This window comes from Aquitalea denitrificans, from assembly GCF_009856625.1.
Lineage (GTDB): Bacteria > Pseudomonadota > Gammaproteobacteria > Burkholderiales > Chromobacteriaceae > Aquitalea > Aquitalea denitrificans.
In genome coordinates, this window is sequence record NZ_CP047241.1 from 3,412,863 (window position 1) to 3,432,239 (window position 19,377).

Genomic DNA, 19,377 nt, shown 5'->3' on the forward strand with positions numbered 1-19,377 from the left:
ACGTCACCATGATTGCGATGTTCGACTCCGGCCTGGGCGGGCTGTCCATCTGGCGAGCCGTGCAGGCCGCCCTGCCCGACTGGCCGATTACCTATCTGGCCGATCAGGCGTACTGCCCGTATGGCGGCCGCAGCAAAGCCGAGATCATCGAGCGCAGCCTGAAGATCGGCCGCTACCTGCACAGCCAGGGCGCCAGCCTGCTGGTGGTGGCCTGCAATACCGCCACCACCGCTGCGGTTGCCGCCTTGCGCCAGCACCTGCCCATTCCCGTCGTCGGAGTTGAGCCCGCCATCAAGCCGGCGGCAGCCGCCAGCCGCACCGGGCGCATTGCCGTGCTGGCCACCCAGGCCACGCTGGCCAGCGAACGGGTGCAGGCCCTGCTGGACAAGCATGCCGGAGAGGTGGATGTGCTACGCCGTCCCGGCCTGGGTTGGGTGGAGCAGGTGGAGGCCGGCGAGCTGGACAGCGCCCTCACTCGCGCCCGGGTAGCCGCGGTGGTGCAGCCGCTACTGCAGGAAAACATCGACCATATCGCGCTGGGCTGCACTCACTACCCCTTCCTGTCGCCGCTAATCCGCGAACTGACAGGCCCGCAGATTGCCCTGTACGACCCGGCGGAGGCCATTGCCCGGCGTGTCGACTCACTGCTGCTGCAGCATGGCAGCGACAGCATGGGCGACCACTGCTACCGCTTCATCACCACCGCACCGGACACCCAGCCCATGGCCAGCATGCTGCCATTGCTGATCGGTCACGGCCATGCTGTCGAATCCCTGAATCTGGAGTAAATCATGCGGCTACGTCACGTCTTGCAAGCACTGTTGCTCACCACCCTGCTCGCACCTTCTGCCTGGGCCCTGCCCCAGTGCAGCACGGTAGCCGCCACGGTCAACCAGCAAACCGGTAACCGCCTGAACACAAACGAACTGGTGGGCGTGTTGCAGGCACTGGAGAAAACCGGTCGCCTGCCCGAGCAGTTCATCCCCAAACGCCAGGCACAAGCCGCGGGCTGGCAGCCAGGCCGCAGTCTGTGGAGCGTTCCCACCCTGCAAGGCAAATCCATTGGTGGTGACCGCTTCGGCAATTACGAAAAGCAGTTGCCCAAGGGACAATGGCAAGAAGCAGACCTGAACTATAAAGGAGGCAAGCGTGGCGCTTATCGCCTGGTGTTCTCCCGGGCCGGCCAACGCTTTGTCTCTGTCGATCACTACCAGCGCTTTATCGAGGTGCCTGCATGCCAGTAAGCATTTGCCAGTTGCAACAGATCACATCACTGGAACAGTTTTACGATGAAATCACGCGTCAGCTCCACCTGCCGGCCCACTTCGGCCGCAACCTGGACGCACTGTACGACTCACTCAGTGCCGATGTACGCGGTCCCTATGAAATTGTCTGGCGCGATACCGAACAATCGCGCCACATGCTGGGGGTAGATCTATACGCTACTTTGCTGGAAATCCTGCAATCCGTTGCTGAAGAACGCGGAGATGTCACGCTGGACATCCATCACTGAGCCCAGTGATCCATCAAAAAAAGCTGCCCAGATGGCAGCTTTTTTTGCGTCATCCCTCACTAGGCCAGGCTGGCAATCCGCGCCACCGCCTCTGCCAGACGCTCAATGCCGGTGGTGTAGGCCACGCGCACATGGCGGGCCGCGCCAAACTGGCCAAAATCCGCTCCGGGCGTGATGGCCACGTTCACCTCCTCCAGCAAACGCGCACAGTAGGCAAAGCTGTCCTCAGTCACTGCGCTAACATCGGCATACAGATAAAACGCCCCCTCAGGCTGCACCGGCAGCTTCCATCCCAATTGCGGCAGCGCCTGCAGCAGATAGTCGCGGCGACGGCCAAACTCGGCGCGGCGCTGTTCCAGCTCGGCAATCACCTGCGGCTGGAAAGCCGCCAATGCTGCATATTGCGCCATGGCAGGCGGACACAGAAACAGGTTCTGCGCCAGGCGCAATGCCGGTTCGACATAGTCATCCGGCACCACCAGCCAACCCAGCCGCCAGCCTGTCATCTGGAAATACTTGGAGAAGCTGTTGATCACAAATACATCCGGGTCGACCGCCAGCGCAGTTGCCGCATCACAGCCATAAGTCAGCCCGTGATAAATTTCGTCCACAATCAGGCTGCCGCCATGTTGCTTGCAGCTGGCACTCAGCGCCGCCAGCTCCGCGACACTCAACAGCGTGCCAGTCGGGTTGGCCGGGCTGGCCACCATGGTCGCCACCGTTCGCTCGGACCAGGCCTCATCCACACCATCGGCCAGCAACTGGTAACGGGTCTCTGGCCCCACCGGCAGGCAAACCGGCTCACCACCCAACAGGCTGACAAAATGCCGGTTACAGGGATAGGTGGGGTCGGCCATCAACACCTGATCATCCTGATTGACCAGCAAGGACAAGGCGATCTGCAAGGCGCCCGAGGCCCCCGGCGTCACGATGATGCGGCGCGCATCCACCGTCACGCCATAGCGCTGCTGATAAAAACCGGCAATGGCTTCGCGCAATTGCGGCAGCCCCTGGGCCGCGGTATAGAAGGTGTGGCCATCGGCCAGGGCCTGCCGCCCGGCCTCGACAATGGCCTTTGGCGTGGCAAAATCCGGTTCGCCCACTTCCAGATGAATGACATCACGGCCCTCGGCCTGCAAGGCACGTGCCCTCTCGAGAATGGCCATCACCTGAAACGGTGCCACGCCATCCATTCTTGTTGATAGTTTCACCACGATCCTCGGTTCAAATACGGCGCAGGCTGCCAACAGCCAACCAAACCAGCAGTTTAGCAAGCCACACAGCCGGGCGACCATCCACATGCAGCCGCGGCAACAAACCCACCGGTACAGGCAGCCGAGACAAGAAAAATCCAGCTGCAAACCAACTGGCTATTGACAGGATACCCGCCCCCCCATAAACTGCGCATCTCTGAGTCGGAGAGGTGGCAGAGTGGTCGAATGTACCTGACTCGAAATCAGGCGTACGTGCGAGCGTACCGAGGGTTCGAATCCCTCCCTCTCCGCCAGACACCCCAAATACCCCAAGCTCTTGTTAAAAGACTTGGGGCTTTTTGTTTCTGGCTTTTCCAGCCCGCTACGGATGCACAATGCCGCTGCAGCCACACTCACATTCCCAGCACAATCTGTGCTGCCAGTCCTGACACAACAAGTACGTAGCCTCAAACCTATCGCCCCAGCCGATTTCTCCTGACTGACGCGTGCATCCATGTCGCGCAATTTTATTGCGCCGATTCCTTGCGACATCTCCCACCGCAATTCTCATGCTCTGCACCAACTACATGCAGGGTTCAACCGGCATCGTAACCGAGCTGGGAGATTACGCTCCAGATCAGGGCAAGGCTGGCCACACCGCCGTGCCAGCTAGCGATCTAGCATCCTCACTTTAAATAAAACCGTCACTTTAAAGCCAGTTTCTTTCAGAAAAGATAATTGATAATTTTCATACATTAATGTGCACATGCAGCATAAATTCAATAATAAGCGAAAATTCAGCAGAAAATGCCACATTGTTGCAACATACCAACATTAATAAATAAGTGCTTTTATATCTAATTTTCTGACATTTCCTAGTAACAAATAGCTCCTGCGCGCCACATTCCACCTTTAATTTATGTAGTTAAATTACTACATACATCAGTGCAAGTATGTAGCAAACACACTACATAAAATGAATTTGACCATAAATAACACAGAAATTAACAATGTCCCTGCTTTTGCGGTGGCTAAGTCCGGAACAAATACCGAACACCAACCAGCAATGAAGTAGCAAAACAACAAACGAGACAATTGGAGAAGACAAGATGCAAAACAAACTTATTGCTCTGGCGGTGATGGCTGCCTGCGCCGGTTACGCCCATGCTGATGATGGTGTCACCATTTCCGGTTTCGTCCGTGCCGGCGTACTGCAATACAGCGCAGCGGCAAATAGCGCCTGGGGCTACACCACCAATCCCGCAGCAGCATCCACTACCAATGTGGCAGGACGTGGTCAGATCAATTTCAATGGCGAAGAAAATCTGGGCAATGGTTTGAGCGCCATTTTCCAGGTAAATAACCGTTTCTCTCCTACAGGTAGTGGCTACGATGAAATGGGTAAGCAGGCCAACATCTTTGCCAGCGATGACAGCTTTGTCGGCCTGAAAGGCAGCTTCGGTATGATTCGCGCCGGTAAGGGTACCGGCAACGTCGAGGACGGCAAGTTCGATTACAGCGTATGGGCTGGCCCGGACAACCATCTGGGCTGGTATGGCGGGGTGACCGGCAATAATATGGTCCGCTACGACCTGCCGGGTAATCTGGGTGGCTTTTATGGTGGCGTACAGTTCTCCACCGATGAAAACAAAACAAGCAGCAACAGCGGCACCAACCGTTACTCGGTACTGGCAGGCTTCAGTGGCGGCAACTGGACGGTATCCGCCAACTATGGTGCCTCCAGCAACACCACCAACAGCAATGCCAATAACACCAGCCAGCTGGGCAGCAACCGCCAGCTACACCTGACTGCCAACTACAAGCCGATTGATACGCTGGAACTGGCCGTGGAATACCAGCGTAACAAGCTGGCCGATGACAGCGTGATCAACGCAACCTCGCTGTATGCCTACTACACCATCGGCAATACCCAGCTTGGCCTGCAAACTGGGGTTCGCAAGGACAATTCGCCCGCGCTGGTACAAGGCACGGAGAAATACGTCAACCTGCTGCTGCACTACAACCTGAGCAAGCACACCATGGCCTACATCGAGCTGTCACATGACAAGCCACAAGCAGGCGGCAGTGCTCGCAATGGCGAGCTCATCGGCCTCTCCAAGAGCTTCTGATCCGCTAGCATTCCCTCGAGTCAGTGAATCCCTTCAGGCCTGCATCATGCAGGCCTTTTTTATGCATGCAGCCAGGTTTTCCCACTGCTAGAATTTGAGCGCAATCCACATGGTGTCTGTACTGGTATTTGCTGCCATAGTCAGTCACCCCCAAGGAAAGCAGCTCACCATGCCACCATCCAGCACTCAGCAAAAAGCCTCTTCCATCGCACAAGACCCGCGCTGGCAACTGGTATTGCAACGCAGTACAGCCGCAGACGGACACTTTGTCTATGCAGTCCGCACGACCGGCATTTATTGCCGGGCCAGCTGCCCGTCACGCCTGCCCAAACCGGAAAACGTGGTGTTCTTTGCTGATGGTCACGCCGCCCGTGCCGCCGGCTTTCGCCCCTGCCTGCGTTGCACGCCCGATCAAGCATCTCCCCAGCAGCGGCAGGCCGACCTGATTACCCAAGCCTGCCAGCATATTTCCGTGCTGGATGGAGCCCCCAGCCTGCAGGTACTGGCAAGCGAGGCTGGCATGAGCCCTTATCACTTTCACCGCCTGTTCAAGAAAACAACCGGACTGACACCACGCGCATACGCCATGGCAATTCGCCATCAGAAGCTGCAGCAAAAGCTGGCAACGGCTAACAGTATTACCGATGCCATTTATGATGCTGGCTATCAATCCAGCAGCAGCTTCTATGCCGAATCCACCCAGCGACTGGGCATGACTCCACGCAACTTCCGTGCAGGTGGAAGCCAGGTCTCCATTCGCTTTGCCATCGCCCCGTGTAGCCTGGGTGCCATTCTGGTTGCCCAGAGCCAGCTTGGTATCTGTGCCATTTTGCTTGGCGATGATCCGGCAATACTGCTGCAACAATTGCAGGATCAATTCCCCAAGGCAGACTTGCAAGGAGATGAACAGGCATTCGAACAGCAGATGGCGGCAGTCATCGCACTGATAGACAACCCGCGGTTGGGGCTGGAACTACCTTTGGATATTCGCGGTACCGCCTTTCAGCAGCGCGTCTGGCAAGCACTGCGCGATATCCCCCCGGGCCAGACAATGAGTTATGCCGAACTAGCCGCCAAAATAGGTCAGCCAAGTGCCGTCCGTGCAGTGGCCCGCGCCTGTGCCGCCAATACACTTGCGGTAGCCATTCCCTGTCACCGTGTCATTCGCCAGAATGGCGAGCTATCCGGCTATCGCTGGGGTCTGGCCCGCAAACAGGCGTTACTGAAGCGTGAGGAAAACAATTGATAATGAGGATTTTCAAGCATGCAGGATGAGCTGTTTCCGGAAAGCTGGCAGCGTCCTGTGCAGCAGCTCTCTCCAGGTATTACCCTGCTTCCAGGCCTTGCTCTGGAAGAAGAAAAGCAGATATGGCAGGACGTGCAGGCAGTTTTGCAACAAGCTGCATTACGCCAGATGCAAACGCCGGGAGGCCGGACAATGTCTGTCTCAATGAGCAACTGCGGTGCCCTAGGCTGGGTCAGCGGTCATGGTGGTTATCGCTACTCCCCAACCGACCCTGACAGTGGCCTGGCATGGCCAGCCATGCCTCCACGGCTTGCCATGCTGGCGAGTCAATGGGCTGCTGCTGCCGGTTTCAACGGGTTTGACAGTAATGCTTGCCTGATCAACTGCTATGTGCCGGGCTGCCGGATGTCCTTGCATCAGGATCGGGATGAGCGCGATTTCTCACAACCCATTGTTACCCTGTCACTGGGGCTGCCTGCACGTTTCATGCTGGGCGGCATCCAGCGCAATGATGCTTGCCAGATAATCCCGCTGATTCACGGGGACGTACTGGTATTCGGTGGCCCCGCTCGCTTGTGCTTTCATGGCATCATGCCGCTAGCCGCAGGGGCTCACCCCCTACTGGGCAGTCGTCGTATCAGCCTGACCTTCCGCCGGGCTTGACCGGCCAGCAACAAAAAAGCCCGCCTAGGCGGGCTTTTGCGCAAGTACCGGATAATCAGCGCGGGTAGGCTTGCAATACCAGGCTGGCATTGCTGCCACCAAAGGCAAATGAATTGCTGATGGCGGCCTGCAGCTGCGGTGCCGCCACACCCTTGCCGAATACATGCTGCACCCGACAGTTTTCATCCGGCTGCTGACAGTTTGCCGTAGGTGGAATCTGTCGGCGATGCAAGGCCAGCGCCGTGATGGCCGTCTCCAGCCCCCCGGTTGCACCCAGCAGATGGCCATGCATGGACTTGGTTGCACTCACCTGCAGGCCGGGCGTCCCCTCCCCCCAGATAGTCTGCAATGCTTCACACTCAACCACATCACCCACCTGGGTGGCTGTACCATGGCTGTTGCAATAGGCTATCTGCGCCGCAGCAAGACCTGCATCTGCCATAGCGGCACGCATGGTACGCACCTGGCCGGCGACATCGGGCTTGGTGATATGCGCAGCATCACTGCGACATGCATAGCCATCCAGCGTGGCATAAATGCGGGCACCACGTGCCAGCGCATCGTCCAGGCGCTCTAGGATCAGAAAGGCAGCGCCCTCGGCCAGCACCAGTCCGTTGCGCGTCTTGTCATATGGCCGGCATGCCTGTTCGGGATGCTCTCCTTCGGGACTGGCCAGCACCTGCATCGATTGCCAAGCGTTGATGATGCCGGGCAGCAGCATGGCTTCCGCACCGCCAGCAATCGCCTGGCTGATTTCGCCGCTGCGAATCGCCCGCATTGCTTCACCCAATGCAATAGCGGAGGACGCACAGGCTACAGAGTAATTCACCGACGGACCAGTAATGCCAAAACGCATGCTGATATGCCCGGCCGGAGCATTGGCCATGCTGGCAATCACCGAAAGCGGCGACACCCTGGTACCAGTCTGGTAGAAATTCTGGAAACCCTTGTCCAGCGCCGTGCTGCCCCCCATGGCACAACCGACATAAACGCCAACCTGCTCACGGTCATCCGGCAAGGCAAGCGCAGCATCCTCCAAAGCCTGGGTAGCGGCAGCCACGGCCATCTGGCTGACACGATCCACCCCTGACATCTGCAAGCGGGTAAACCAGTTGGCCGGGTCAAAATCCACCGCGCCAACGACTGCAGGCTTGCAACCGGTTACATCGCTCTCCACTCGCCGGATTCCGGACTCGCCTTCCATCAGCTTGCCGAATACATCATCAAGCCGGTTGCCAAGCGGCGAAATCAGACCGATGCCGGTAATGGCAACAACCGTCTTCATTGCTTGACTGCCATGTGGCGGTCAACCAGGTTGGCCAGTTCTTGCAGATTGGCCACATGGGCTTCCTCTTCGGGAATGGAGACATCGAAGTGTTCTTCAATGGCGAACAGCAGCTCGATCTGGCCAAGGGAATCCAGGCCATACTCGCTCAATGCACGTTCAGCCTGGACTTCTTCGGCTTTTACGCCAAATTTTTCAACAATCAACTGCTGGATCTGCTCAATAGTGTTCATCACAATGCCTTGCCCGCACAGTCCGGCATCGGGATTGCGCATGGAGTAGTATTTTTCATGTGGTGCCATTGTATGCCGCTACCCCATGAAAATTTATGGTCTTTCTTGTCGAGTTTTATGCCAGTTGTTGACAGGCAACAGATGGCTTGGCCAACTCGAGGAAAAGCACAAAATATGGCGTAACCAGTCCACCACTATAATGTCATTACATGATTCTACGCGATCATGCAAAAAGCCAGCACCCCGTGCTGGCTTTTATTGGCCCACGGGTTTGGCTCAGACAGCTTCTACATCATTGTGCACATCGCTTTCACGTAGTACTTCCTGTGCCCATACCACCGAGTCGATGTAGTAGCGGCAGGTGTGTTCCACTTCAAAATTCAGCACCTTGCACAAGGCATTGATACGCTGGTCATCCCCCTGCTCGCAAGCCAACGCCAACGCAAGGTAAGGACTGAACATGCCCTTGTTCTCGACGACAGCATCACGCACGGTCGGCGGCAACTCCAGCGGGTCCAACACATCGGGAAAGGGCTGGTTTAGCAGGACATCCAGCAAAGAAAACATTCCAGTCAGAAACAGATGCTCGGCTTCCAGCTTGTTACCACGATAAGCACCCAGACGCTCCAGGAAGCGGGCGCGGATCAGGGATTTCTCCAGCAGTGCCAGTGCCGTTCCGTCTTCCTTCTTCGCCGTGAACAACAGCATGGACAGCCATTTGAACAGGGTTTCCCGCCCCAGCAGCAGCAGGGTTTCTTCAATGGTCTGCACTTTGCGCGACAAGCCATTAACCGGGGAATTGATAAACCGCAGCAGCTTGAACAACAGCACCGAATCCAGCTTGAACTGGGCTTCCAGTTCGCGCGGTTCCGCATTGGCACGCAGCATGCGCATGATCTGCAATACCCGGGTCTGGTTGCTGTCTACCTTGCCACTTTCCAGACTGCGCACCGTAGCAATAAAGGGGCCATGGAATAATGCAAAACGGTTGCTGCCCGGTGCACGCAGGCAGATATCCAGGTCTTCGGCCGTACCGACATTACGAGCCATCCAGCGTGCATTGGGATAACGACGCGGCAACTGATCCAGAATCGGTGCCAATACGCGGGTGGACGGCGCAGCAAAGTCCAGCAGCATGAAGTCCATGCGGTTGAACAGCTCTGGCTGCAAGCGCTCTGCCAGTACCTGGCCATCAAAAGCCGCCGGTTCCAATGCAAAACGCAAACCCTTGCTGCGCAGATCGTCCAGCAAAGGCATGATTTCCACGCTGATCGGCTGGCTCAGGTCGGGCTCGAGTACAAAAATCACACTCTTGGCCGGCATCTGCAACAGCAGCGGCTCGGCCAGCGAACTGATGGAGATATGTACCAGTGCACGGCGGTAAGCCAGCAGACGGAAAACTTCCATGTTTTGCAAAGTGGTCAGCATCAGGCGGTCAAAATCCTGTTGCTTGCCTCCTTTCATGGCTGCTCCGGACTTGACGAAAAACTCGTAGGCCACCACGCGGTGCTGACGATCCATTACTGGCTGGTGGGCGACAAAGCCCAGCGTCGGCGGTAACTGGTCAATGGGATCTGGCTCGGCACGGTGCTTGACCGGCGAGGCTTCCAGTTCTTTTTCGACAGCGGCGATCTCGTCTGCCGGACTCTCTTCGCTTTTTTTAAGACGACCGGCCAAACCGCCAATCAGATTTTTAAACATGATTTGCTCTCTCTTGATGCCCGGCTGTCATATAGCCTCCATCCAGTCTAGCTGATTCGCCCCGGAATTTGCGGAGTATCCACTACCACATCACCGCACTGGGCACGATAGCGCAGGGCATGATCCATCAGTACCAGTGCCAGCATGGCTTCGGCAATGGGGGTGGCACGAATGCCGACGCAGGGGTCATGACGACCATGCGTCTCCACCACAACTGGGTTGCCCTGCTTGTCGATGGAACGGCGCGGCTGGGCAATTGACGAGGTGGGTTTGATTGCCATCGAAACCTCGATGTCCTGCCCAGTGGAAATGCCTCCCAGAATGCCACCGGCATGATTACTGGCAAAGCCTTCTGGCGTAAGTTCGTCACCATGCTCGCTGCCACGCTGGGTCACCGCAGCAAAACCGGCCCCAATCTCTACGCCTTTTACCGCGTTGATATTCATCATGGCATAGGCGATGTCGGCGTCGAGACGATCAAATACCGGCTCTCCCCAACCCACCGGTACATTTTCTGCGACAACGCGCAAGCGCGCACCCACCGAATCCAGGCTCTTGCGGATGGAGTCCATATAGTCTTCCAACTGCGGAACCACGCTGTCATCGGCGGCAAAGAAGGGATTGGAATTCACCACATCCCAGCTCTTGAACGGAATTGCCACTTCGCCAATCTGGGTCATGTGGCCACGAATCACTACACCGTAGCGCTCATGAAGCCATTTCTTGGCAATGGCACCGGCAGCCACGCGTACCGCGGTCTCTCGTGCGCTGGAACGACCACCGCCACGCGGATCGCGCACGCCGTACTTGTGCCAGTACGTATAGTCTGCATGACCGGGACGGAAGGTTTCAGCAATATTGCCGTAGTCCTTGGAGCGCTGGTCGGTATTGCGGATCAGCAAGGCAATCGGCGTGCCGGTGGTCTTGCCTTCATAAACACCAGACAGGATTTCAACCGCATCAGGCTCGCGTCGCTGGGTGACATGCCGGCTGGTGCCGGGCTTGCGACGGTCCAGTTCCTGCTGGATTTCCTCTGCCGTAATGGCCAGTCCGGGCGGGCAGCCATCCACCACGCAGCCGATGGCCGGTCCGTGGCTTTCGCCGAAGGAAGTAACAGTAAACAGCAGCCCCATGGTGTTGCCTGACATCTTGATTCGTCCCTTGTCATTTCATCTGGTTTGGCCTGATTCTAGCACGGCAAAACCATCCTACGATGACCAAGCTAAACCGGCCTGGCGCCGACGGAACCAGCCGGTTACCGACAGGCGTTGCTGCGTGCCCGGCAATACTTCGTGCCAGAAGCGATCAGACAGGAACAACACCAGTGTCCCCGCACGCGGAGCCACATCCACCGACTGCGTGCAGTCTGCATCCAAATACAGTCGCATCTGGCCACCGGCGTTATCCGGCCAGTCCTCATTCAGATACAGGACCGCAGTCAGCGCACGGGCGTCATCGTCGCGGAAGCGGTCCAGGTGCTTTTTGTAAAAACTGCCCGGTGGGTAGACGGCAAAATGGGATTCCAGATCCTCCAGCCCCAGATAAAAGGCCTGGTTCACAGCTTGGCGTACCTGATCGAGGGTGGAAAAATAATGTGCAACAGCAGGTTCGGCATCCGCAGGCTCCAGCCACAATACCGAATCGGAACGGATTTCGCTGCGTCGACCTTGCTGATCGGCACGCCCGATGGCAGCCTCGTGAAAGCGGCCATCTTCCCACTGTCCGAGGCAATACTGCTGAAGCTGTCGGATGGCTTCTGCACTAAACAGGGCATGATCCACCACCCAGCCATGTTCGGCCAGTTGATCGATGATGGTATCCAGCCGGGCTGGGGCGATGTCGGTTTCTTGATTCATTGGCGCATTCTCCACTAGAGGCCGCTGTTCTACCACAGCGTTTTTTCCGGTGGAATGATATTCGTCAGTAATTCTCGATCACCAAATCATGCCGGCCTGCCAGCCACTCCAGTAGCAGCGGAAAATGATCGGCAGGCGCATCCGGGTGAGTAAGCAGGGAGACATGGTCATAATCATGCCAATGCCCAACAGCACGACCCAGCAAGCGTAATCGCGACAAGTGGGGGCCGCTTTCATCGCGAAAACGCCGCACATCATCGGCATGTCCACGGCAGGGGTCCTTGCGCGCAGCAAAATACAGGGTGGGTGGCAGTGACACATGACGTGCCGCAGCCCCGTAGTCAAAACCGTCATCACTGTCTACCCAGGGACGCAGCTTGGCCCAGCACTTGCTCTGGCGATGGCTTTTTTCCGTTTCGTCATCCGCGCCCAGACCGATACGCCTGGCGGGTAGATAACCGGTCGCGCGGATTATCCAGCGCGCCAGCACATTCCACACCAGATCCACCTCCAAAAATTTTCGCCAGTTGCGTACGCCTATGCTGCGCTTGCTACCGAAATAAACCAGCGAAGCCACTTGCGAGGCCAGTCGGGGATGGCGCAGCAGGCAGCTGCTCATATGTACGCCTCCCCAGGAATGGGCCATCCAGTGCACCGCGACTTCACCTTTCAGGCCACGAATGGCCGCATGCAGTGCAGGTAAATCACGGCAGATGATTTCAGTCTGGCCATGTCGGCTGGCTGCGCAGATTTTTGGGCTGCTACGCCCTCGACCGCGCAAATCAGCCACAAACACATCGTAGCCGGCTGCGGCCAGAAAATGCGCCAGACCCTTGCCGCTATCGGTATAGAAAATACGACCATTGGCCATTACGCCATGGATAAGCAATACCGGCGGGCCAGCTGCATCCTGCCAGATACGCCTTATATACAGGGTTTCGCCATCATCCAGTGGCAGCTGCCAATCCCGCTGGTTTGTTGCCGTCATGTCGCCTGCCTCTGCCAGAGAATGATTCAAACAGTCGTATGATCAAGGCAAGTATGGGGCAGGTCAATTAGCAGGCAGGCAATAAACAAAAAAAACGGGCTGCCGCAGCAACCCGTCTTATCTCATCCACACTCAGCGCTCAGGCATTGAGGTTTTTATACACAATTTCGTAGACGTCCTTGGACAACGGGCTGGCCAGCAGGCGCTGCAGTTCTGCCTGCATCAGGCCCTGACGCTGTGGCTCCAGCTTCTTCCAGCGGTTGAAGGCCCGGACAATACGGCTGGCCACCTGCGGATTGATGGCATCCAGCGCCAGCACCTGATCAGCCAGGAAGCGGTAACCACGACCATCGGCCGCATGGAAATGCGCCATATTGTTGCTAAAGGTGCCAATCAGGGCACGCGCCTTGTTCGGGTTCTTCAGGCTGAATGCCGGGTGTTCCATCGCTGCACGCACATGGTCCAACGTACCTTCCAGCTGGCTGGAGGCCAGCAGCATGAAGAACTTGTCCATCACCAGCGCATCACGCTGCCAGCGGGCGGCAAAATCGGTATAGCATTCATCGCGCTCTTCACTGTCCTTATCGCGCAAGGCCAGCATGGCACCCATCTGATCCGACATATTGTCGGCTTCCAGTGCCTGCTTGCGCGCAGCCTCCGCTGGCCAGGCCACACTCAGACGGGTAAGCATCTGCAGGGCACGGTTTTTCAGGTCACGCTTGCCAGCATCTTCCGGCTTGTACTCGCGTGTCTGATTGAGGTGATAGGCCTCATGCCATTCTCCACGCAATGATTCAGCCAGCTCATCCAGCACGAAATCACGTACCCGATGGATGATGGCCGGATCAGCGACGTCGACCATTTCCAGTATCTCAGCCTCGGATGGCAGCCCCAACATCAGCGCCCGCAGGGCGGGATCGGCCGCATGGTCTTTCAATACCGCGCGGAAGGCAGCAATGAAGGTTTCCGGCAACACCAGAGACCGACCGGCACCAACAGCATCAAGCAACTGGCGGATCAGCCGCTCGGCCAAGGTCTGTCCAGCTTCCCAGCGGCAGAAGCTGTCGCTGTCGTTCGCCATCAGAAAAGCCAACTGCTCGTCGCGCCAGTCGTATTCCAGCTTCACCGGTGCCGAGAAGCCGCGCAGCAAGGACGGTACCGGCTCTTCCGGCACGCCCATAAAGACAAAGGTCTGCTCGTTCTGCTTGATATCCAGTACACGCGTACCAGCCTGGGCGTAGTCTTCGCCTTCAAGCTGCAGAGGCAAATCCTGTCCATCCGCCCCCACCAGACCAAGTGCCAACGGTATGTGCAGGGCTTGCGGTGCCGGCAGGCCAGCTACGGCACGGCAGGATTGCTTGACAGTGAGTGCATAACGTTGTGCCGCAGCATCGTATTGGCTGCTGACCTGCAACAGCGGCGTGCCTGCCTGGCTATACCACAAGGCAAATTGTTGCAGATCCACGTCATTGGCGTCGGCCATGGCTGCGCGGAAATCATCGCAGGTTACCGCTTGGCCATCGTGTCGCTTGAAGTAAAGGTCCATGCCCTTGCGGAAACCTTGCTCGCCCAGCAGGGTGTGATACATGCGTACCACTTCGGCACCCTTTTCATACACCGTCATGGTGTAGAAATTGTTCATCTCGATATAGGAGTCCGGACGAATCGGATGTGCCGTCGGGCCGGCATCTTCCGGAAATTGCATGGCGCGCAAGCTTTTGACGTCGTCGATCCGCTTCACTGCCCGGCTACCCAGATCGGAACTGAATTCCTGATCACGAAAAACGGTAAGGCCTTCTTTGAGTGATAGCTGGAACCAGTCGCGGCAGGTCACGCGGTTGCCGGTCCAGTTATGGAAATACTCATGCGCGATGATGGCTTCCACACGCTGGAACTCAGCGTCGGTACGCGTATCCTTGCGCGCCAGCACGGCAGACGTATTGAATATGTTGAGGCCCTTGTTCTCCATGGCCCCCATATTGAAATCGCTGACCGCCACGATCATGTAGATGTCCAGATCGTATTCCAGGCCAAAGCGCTCTTCATCCCACTTCATCGCGCGCTTGACTGCCCCCATGCCGAAGGCCACCTTGTCCTGATCAGCCGGCTCGGTCCAGATTTCCAGCGTCACCTCACGTCCACGCTGGGTGGTGAACTTGTCGCGTGCGGCCACCAGCTTGCCTGCTACCAAGGCAAACAGGTAGGCGGGCTTACGATAGGGATCAACCCACTTCACCCAATGGCGCTTCCGGTCCAGCACTCCCTCGCCCACCTTGTTGCCATTGGACAGCAGAACCGGATACTTCTGCTTGTCGGCCACAATGGTGGTGGTGAACTTGGCCATCACATCCGGCCTATCCATGTAAAAGGTAATCTTGCGGAAGCCTTCCGGCTCGCACTGGGTAAACAGATTGCCATTTGAGGCATACAAGCCCATCAGGCTGGTATTGGCTGCCGGATCCAGACCGGTTTCCACTTCCAGAATGAAGCTGTCCGGCACCCCGGGAATCAGCAAGCCTTCTTCATTCAATTGGTAGCTATCGGGGGAGAGGCGCTCGCCATCCAGGGTCAGGCTGAGCAGCGTGGCCGACCCATCCAGCCACAAATTGCCTAGCGCAGCAGATTTTTCATTACGTTTGACGACCAGACGCGAGTGCACACGCGTCTGCGCCTCCTCTATTTCGAACTTCAAATCCACCCGATCCACCAGATAGGGGGGAACGGTATAGTTTTTCAGATAGTTCACTTGAGGCTGCTGCGCCATTTTCGTCTCTCTAATTTTCGGGTCATTGCCGGTTGGTGCCGGTCTTGGTGATGAACCGTGCGGGATCACCGCCCCGGTTCGCTATAGATACACAATCCTTGCTGCTGCCTGCCGGCAATTCAAGCTTGCCCGGTCTGCAACCAGAATCCGCCATCGGCCTGCAATTGCAGACGACACGTGGCCGCAGCCTGTGCTTGCAGAACGACGTCGCGCACCAGTAGTTCATCGCGCCGAAACAGATGCAGGGTAAGTTTTTCACCCACACGATAACGTGCCAGCATCTTGTCCAGATCGCCTGCTTTAAGGCCATCGACAGCCACTAACACATCTCCACCGGCCAACCCTGCCTGCTGGGCAGCGCCATCGTCCAGCACATTGATCAGTCGCAAACCCAGCGGGTCCGGGGCGGTCTTGACGCCCAGGCTGGCGCGCGGCTTGCGACCAGCTGTCGGCATACCGATGCCACCAGCATCGGCGGCATGATCCGCGTAGTCCCAGCACATGTCTACCCCTTGCGTGGCCAACAAAGTCGACAAGGGCAGTTCTTCGGTTGAACGCAGTGCACTGTCAAAGAAGTCCTGTAGCGACAGACCAGTCACCTGTTGCGCAATGGCTTCCCATTCATCTTCGGCCAGTCCCTGCCCATCGGTCAGCCATTTCTGCCACAGGGCACGCATGACCTCATCCAGAGACGTCTTGCCGGCACTGCGTGTGCGCAGGGTCAGATCTAGCGCCAGCGCAGCCAGAGAACCCTTGGTGTAATAGCTGACAATGCTGTTGGGGCTGTTTTCATCCTGGCGGTAGTATTTGGTCCAGGCATCAAAGCTGGATTCTTCCAGCGTCTGCTTGAGGCGCCCGGCCCCACGCTGCACACCGCTGATGGTTTGGGCCAGCAGTCCCAAGTAGCGTGGGGTGTCGATCAGACCGCAGCGCAGCAGGGTCAGATCGTCGTAATAGGACGTAATACCTTCGAAAGCCCACAATAACCGGGTGTAGCCCTCGCGCGACAAATCGTATGGACTGAAAGCTGCCGGCTTGATCCGCTTCACGTTCCAACTATGGAAGTACTCATGGCTGATCAGGCCCAGCAATTTCAGGTAGCCGTCACCAATGCCCTCATCACCCGCTTGTGGCAGATCATCCCGGTTAGCCACCAGTGCCGTGGATGCCCGGTGCTCCAGCCCACCATAAATATCCTTGCCCACATACAGCATGAAGACATAACGCTCGAATGGAGCCGGTGTGCCAAACAGCTTGATCTGGTATTCACAGATCTTCTTCGTATCCCGCGCCAAGCGCTTCAGATCACCACGAAAACGCCCTGACACCACAAACTGATGTGGTACGCCGCAAGCCTTGAAACTGACCGTCTGAAACTCCCCCAGTTCAACCGGATGATCCAGCAACTCGTCATAGCTGGCTGCACGGTAATACCCAAAGCCGCTTTTTTTCACCTCCAGGGCGGGCAAGGCGGTTGCCACTTTCCAGTCAGCAAACATCCTGCCCTTGGGTGGGCGAATCTCCACCTCGCAAGGGCTGGACTCATGCCCTGCTACTGCCAGGAACACACTGCTGGCATTGAAAAAACCACGCATTTCGTCCAGGTAAGCTCCACGCACGGACAGGTCATACGCATAGACCTGATACACCAGAGTGAGGCTTCCGCTTACTGGCTCGGCCTGCCAGGTATGCTTGTCCAGCTTGCGCACTTGCACATCCTTGCCGGCACAACTGGCCTGGATGCTGACGATATGGCGAGAGAACTCCCTGATCAGGTAGCTGCCGGGAATCCAGGCAGGCAAAGTAAATACCTGTCCTTTTCGGGCAGGTTTGGCCACAGTGAGCGTAATTTCGAAACAATGCGTAGCCGGAGAGCACGGACGAATGGAGTAATGTACGGGCACAGTCATGATCTGCCTGAATATGGGGCGAAAACAGCAGATTCTAGCACCAGGGCCACAGCACGGGGGTGGCCGATGACGATTTGACCTAAGTCAAGGGCTTGGACAGTCATGACAATATAATCCCCACTAAGCGGCATCAGGCTAAACACTTGCTGCCAGCTCGCTTGAAATCAAGAAAATGGTGGACGTAAAAATCCCGCAAGCATACTAATCAACTGGCCCGTCATGGGTATTTGCTTTAGAATGCCTTGCTGAATAAATGGGGAAAAAGTGTGTGCACGACAGCGCTTTGCCAGGGGTTTTGGCTGAATGTTGTCAGCATGGGTCAAGCACTTTGCTAGTCTGAAATGTTCAGCTTCCCCTGCGGCTCTCCTGTCACCTACAGTTGGGGCAGTTGACAGGAAATCAAGTCGCCATGGTTTGTCACGTTCTAAGTTAGCAACCTTGGAGAAAACCCTAAATGGAAACGCAATCCACTTATAACTATAAGGTGGTGCGCCAGTTTGCCATCATGACCGTAGTATGGGGCATTGTAGGCATGCTGGTGGGCGTCATCATTGCGGCCCAATTGGTGTGGCCGGAGCTCAATTTTGGGCCCTGGTTCCACTTTGGCCGTCTGCGCCCGCTGCACACCAACGCCGTGATTTTCGCCTTTGGCGGTTGCGGCCTGTTTGCAACTTCCTACTACGTCGTGCAGCGCACCTGTAACGTACGACTCATCTCGGACAAACTGGCGGCCTTCACCTTCTGGGCCTGGCAGTTGATTATCGTCCTTGCTGCCATCACCCTGCCGCTGGGTTACACCTTCGGTAAGGAATATGCCGAACTGGAATGGCCGATCAAGCTGATGATCGCCGTGACCTGGGTGGTGTATGCCATCGTGTTCTTCGGCACCATCGCTATCCGTAAGGTCAAGCACATCTACGTAGCCAACTGGTTCTACGGTGCTTTCATCCTGGCGGTTGCCCTGCTGCACATCGTCAACAGTGCCTTCGTACCGGTCTCCCTGACCAAGTCCTATTCCGTGTACGCCGGTGCCGTGGATGCCATGGTGCAATGGTGGTATGGCCACAATGCCGTAGGCTTCTTCCTGACCGCCGCCTTCCTGGGCATGATGTACTACTTCGTGCCGAAGCAAGCTGGTCGTCCGGTTTATTCCTATCGCCTGTCGGTGGTTCACTTCTGGGCCCTGATCTTTACCTATATGTGGGCTGGTCCTCACCACCTGCACTACACCGCACTGCCTGACTGGACCCAGTCCATCGGTATGGTGTTCTCCCTTGTGCTGCTGGCTCCGAGCTGGGGCGGCATGATCAACGGCATCATGACCCTGTCCGGCGCATGGCACAAACTGCGTACCGACCCGGTACTGAAGTTCCTGGTGGTTTCCCTGTCCTTCTACGGTATGTCCACCTTTGAAGGCCCGATGATGTCCATCAAGTCCGTGAATGCCCTGTCGCACTACACCGACTGGACCATCGGTCACGTGCACTCCGGTGCCCTGGGCTGGGTTGGCTTCATCACCATCGGTTCCATGTACTACCTGCTGCCGCGCCTGTTCGGTCGTGAATCCATGCACAGCACCAAGCTGATCGAGGCTCACTTCTGGCTGGCTACCGTAGGCGTTGTACTGTACATCGCCGCACTGTGGATCTCCGGTGTGACCCAAGGCCTGATGTGGCGTGCCCTGAATGCTGATGGCACTCTGACCTACGCCTTTGTCGAAGCCGTGAAAGCAACCTACCCCTACCACTTTGTGCGTTTCCTGGGCGGTACGCTGTACCTGAGCGGTATGCTGCTGATGGCTTACAACACCTTCCGCACCGTTGCCAGTGGCAAGGCTGTTGACGCCAAGATCCCGGCTGTCAACGCATCGGCTCACGCTTAAGCGGATAAAGGTAG

The 19,377-nt window shown here is 57.0% G+C and carries 16 protein-coding genes and 1 tRNA gene; 8 read left to right on the top strand and 9 right to left on the bottom strand.

Annotated elements, in window-relative coordinates; all coding sequences use genetic code 11:
• Nucleotides 1-8: 8 nt before the first annotated feature.
• From murI to GSR16_RS15585, 3 genes are read left to right on the top strand one after another with little or no spacing between them, the layout of a single operon-like run.
• Entirely contained in the window at nucleotides 9-788 is a 780-nt protein-coding gene (murI, locus tag GSR16_RS15575) for a glutamate racemase (protein WP_159878976.1), read from the top strand.
• 3 nt (nucleotides 789-791) lie between these two features.
• Nucleotides 792-1,244: a ribonuclease domain-containing protein gene (locus GSR16_RS15580; RefSeq protein ID WP_159878978.1), complete on the top strand. Its 453-nt coding sequence runs from the start codon at nucleotides 792-794 to the stop codon at nucleotides 1,242-1,244.
• Nucleotides 1,235-1,513 carry a barstar family protein gene (locus GSR16_RS15585; RefSeq protein WP_240902512.1) on the top strand — a complete coding sequence of 93 codons (279 nt, stop codon included), beginning with the start codon at nucleotides 1,235-1,237 and terminating at the stop codon, nucleotides 1,511-1,513. Before GSR16_RS15580 ends, GSR16_RS15585 begins: the two co-directional genes overlap by 10 nt.
• A gap of 59 nt (nucleotides 1,514-1,572) precedes the next feature.
• Here the strand turns inward: GSR16_RS15585 and GSR16_RS15590 are convergent, their stop codons facing one another.
• Nucleotides 1,573-2,724 carry a pyridoxal phosphate-dependent aminotransferase gene (locus GSR16_RS15590; protein ID WP_205677446.1) on the bottom strand — a complete coding sequence of 384 codons (1,152 nt, stop codon included), beginning with the start codon at nucleotides 2,722-2,724 and terminating at the stop codon, nucleotides 1,573-1,575.
• A gap of 206 nt (nucleotides 2,725-2,930) precedes the next feature.
• Here GSR16_RS15590 and GSR16_RS15595 point away from each other — a divergent pair.
• The 4 genes from GSR16_RS15595 to alkB all read left to right on the top strand — a co-directional run bounded on the left by GSR16_RS15595 (nucleotide 2,931) and on the right by alkB (nucleotide 6,744).
• A tRNA-Ser gene (locus GSR16_RS15595) sits at nucleotides 2,931-3,020 on the top strand.
• A gap of 795 nt (nucleotides 3,021-3,815) precedes the next feature.
• Complete coding sequence (locus GSR16_RS15600; RefSeq protein ID WP_159878980.1) at nucleotides 3,816-4,835, top strand: porin; 1,020 nt, start codon at nucleotides 3,816-3,818, stop codon at nucleotides 4,833-4,835.
• Between the two features lie 169 nt (nucleotides 4,836-5,004).
• Complete coding sequence (gene ada, locus GSR16_RS15605; RefSeq protein ID WP_159878982.1) at nucleotides 5,005-6,081, top strand: bifunctional DNA-binding transcriptional regulator/O6-methylguanine-DNA methyltransferase Ada; 1,077 nt, start codon at nucleotides 5,005-5,007, stop codon at nucleotides 6,079-6,081.
• A gap of 18 nt (nucleotides 6,082-6,099) precedes the next feature.
• Entirely contained in the window at nucleotides 6,100-6,744 is a 645-nt protein-coding gene (gene alkB / locus GSR16_RS15610; RefSeq protein ID WP_159878984.1) for a DNA oxidative demethylase AlkB, read from the top strand.
• 55 nt (nucleotides 6,745-6,799) lie between these two features.
• Here alkB and GSR16_RS15615 read toward each other — a convergent pair whose 3' ends face one another.
• From GSR16_RS15615 to GSR16_RS15650, 8 genes are all read right to left on the bottom strand, one after another.
• Entirely contained in the window at nucleotides 6,800-8,029 is a 1,230-nt protein-coding gene (locus tag GSR16_RS15615; protein WP_159878986.1) for a beta-ketoacyl-[acyl-carrier-protein] synthase family protein, read from the bottom strand.
• Nucleotides 8,026-8,331 (bottom strand): acyl carrier protein, encoded by a 306-nt coding sequence (locus GSR16_RS15620; RefSeq protein WP_338024031.1) that lies wholly within the window; start codon nucleotides 8,329-8,331, stop codon nucleotides 8,026-8,028. Before GSR16_RS15620 ends, GSR16_RS15615 begins: the two co-directional genes overlap by 4 nt.
• 207 nt (nucleotides 8,332-8,538) lie before the next feature.
• A complete protein-coding gene (locus GSR16_RS15625) occupies nucleotides 8,539-9,963 on the bottom strand; it encodes an EAL and HDOD domain-containing protein (RefSeq protein ID WP_159878988.1) in 1,425 nt (474 codons plus the stop codon).
• A 47-nt stretch (nucleotides 9,964-10,010) separates the two neighbouring features.
• Entirely contained in the window at nucleotides 10,011-11,111 is a 1,101-nt protein-coding gene (gene aroC / locus GSR16_RS15630) for a chorismate synthase (protein WP_159878990.1), read from the bottom strand.
• 60 nt (nucleotides 11,112-11,171) lie between these two features.
• The gene (locus GSR16_RS15635) at nucleotides 11,172-11,819 is read right to left on the bottom strand and encodes a 2OG-Fe(II) oxygenase (protein WP_159878992.1); all 648 of its coding nucleotides are present in this window, start codon (nucleotides 11,817-11,819) and stop codon (nucleotides 11,172-11,174) included.
• Nucleotides 11,820-11,883: 64 nt separating this feature from the next.
• The gene (locus GSR16_RS15640) at nucleotides 11,884-12,807 is read right to left on the bottom strand and encodes an alpha/beta hydrolase family protein (protein ID WP_159878994.1); all 924 of its coding nucleotides are present in this window, start codon (nucleotides 12,805-12,807) and stop codon (nucleotides 11,884-11,886) included.
• A gap of 139 nt (nucleotides 12,808-12,946) precedes the next feature.
• Complete coding sequence (gene pepN / locus GSR16_RS15645; RefSeq protein ID WP_159878996.1) at nucleotides 12,947-15,571, bottom strand: aminopeptidase N; 2,625 nt, start codon at nucleotides 15,569-15,571, stop codon at nucleotides 12,947-12,949.
• A 119-nt stretch (nucleotides 15,572-15,690) separates the two neighbouring features.
• Entirely contained in the window at nucleotides 15,691-17,481 is a 1,791-nt protein-coding gene (locus GSR16_RS15650) for a M61 family metallopeptidase (protein WP_159878998.1), read from the bottom strand.
• Between the two features lie 454 nt (nucleotides 17,482-17,935).
• Between GSR16_RS15650 and ccoN the strand changes: the two genes are divergently transcribed.
• Nucleotides 17,936-19,363 (top strand): cytochrome-c oxidase, cbb3-type subunit I, encoded by a 1,428-nt coding sequence (gene ccoN / locus GSR16_RS15655; RefSeq protein ID WP_159878999.1) that lies wholly within the window; start codon nucleotides 17,936-17,938, stop codon nucleotides 19,361-19,363.
• Nucleotides 19,364-19,377: the final 14 nt, after the last annotated feature.

Excerpts from the sequence above, each read along its gene's own strand:
- murI (WP_159878976.1), top strand. The coding sequence starts at position 9 with ATGATTGCGATGTTCGACTCCGGCCTGGGCGGGCTGTCCATCTGGCGA.
- GSR16_RS15580 (WP_159878978.1), top strand. The coding sequence starts at position 792 with ATGCGGCTACGTCACGTCTTGCAAGCACTGTTGCTCACCACCCTGCTC.
- GSR16_RS15585 (WP_240902512.1), top strand. The coding sequence starts at position 1,235 with ATGCCAGTAAGCATTTGCCAGTTGCAACAGATCACATCACTGGAACAG.
- GSR16_RS15600 (WP_159878980.1), top strand. The coding sequence starts at position 3,816 with ATGCAAAACAAACTTATTGCTCTGGCGGTGATGGCTGCCTGCGCCGGT.
- ada (WP_159878982.1), top strand. The coding sequence starts at position 5,005 with ATGCCACCATCCAGCACTCAGCAAAAAGCCTCTTCCATCGCACAAGAC.
- alkB (WP_159878984.1), top strand. The coding sequence starts at position 6,100 with ATGCAGGATGAGCTGTTTCCGGAAAGCTGGCAGCGTCCTGTGCAGCAG.
- GSR16_RS15615 (WP_159878986.1), bottom strand. The coding sequence starts at position 8,029 with ATGAAGACGGTTGTTGCCATTACCGGCATCGGTCTGATTTCGCCGCTT.
- GSR16_RS15620 (WP_338024031.1), bottom strand. The coding sequence starts at position 8,331 with ATGGCACCACATGAAAAATACTACTCCATGCGCAATCCCGATGCCGGA.
- GSR16_RS15625 (WP_159878988.1), bottom strand. The coding sequence starts at position 9,963 with ATGTTTAAAAATCTGATTGGCGGTTTGGCCGGTCGTCTTAAAAAAAGC.
- aroC (WP_159878990.1), bottom strand. The coding sequence starts at position 11,111 with ATGTCAGGCAACACCATGGGGCTGCTGTTTACTGTTACTTCCTTCGGC.
- GSR16_RS15635 (WP_159878992.1), bottom strand. The coding sequence starts at position 11,819 with ATGAATCAAGAAACCGACATCGCCCCAGCCCGGCTGGATACCATCATC.
- GSR16_RS15640 (WP_159878994.1), bottom strand. The coding sequence starts at position 12,807 with ATGACGGCAACAAACCAGCGGGATTGGCAGCTGCCACTGGATGATGGC.
- pepN (WP_159878996.1), bottom strand. The coding sequence starts at position 15,571 with ATGGCGCAGCAGCCTCAAGTGAACTATCTGAAAAACTATACCGTTCCC.
- GSR16_RS15650 (WP_159878998.1), bottom strand. The coding sequence starts at position 17,481 with ATGACTGTGCCCGTACATTACTCCATTCGTCCGTGCTCTCCGGCTACG.
- ccoN (WP_159878999.1), top strand. The coding sequence starts at position 17,936 with ATGGAAACGCAATCCACTTATAACTATAAGGTGGTGCGCCAGTTTGCC.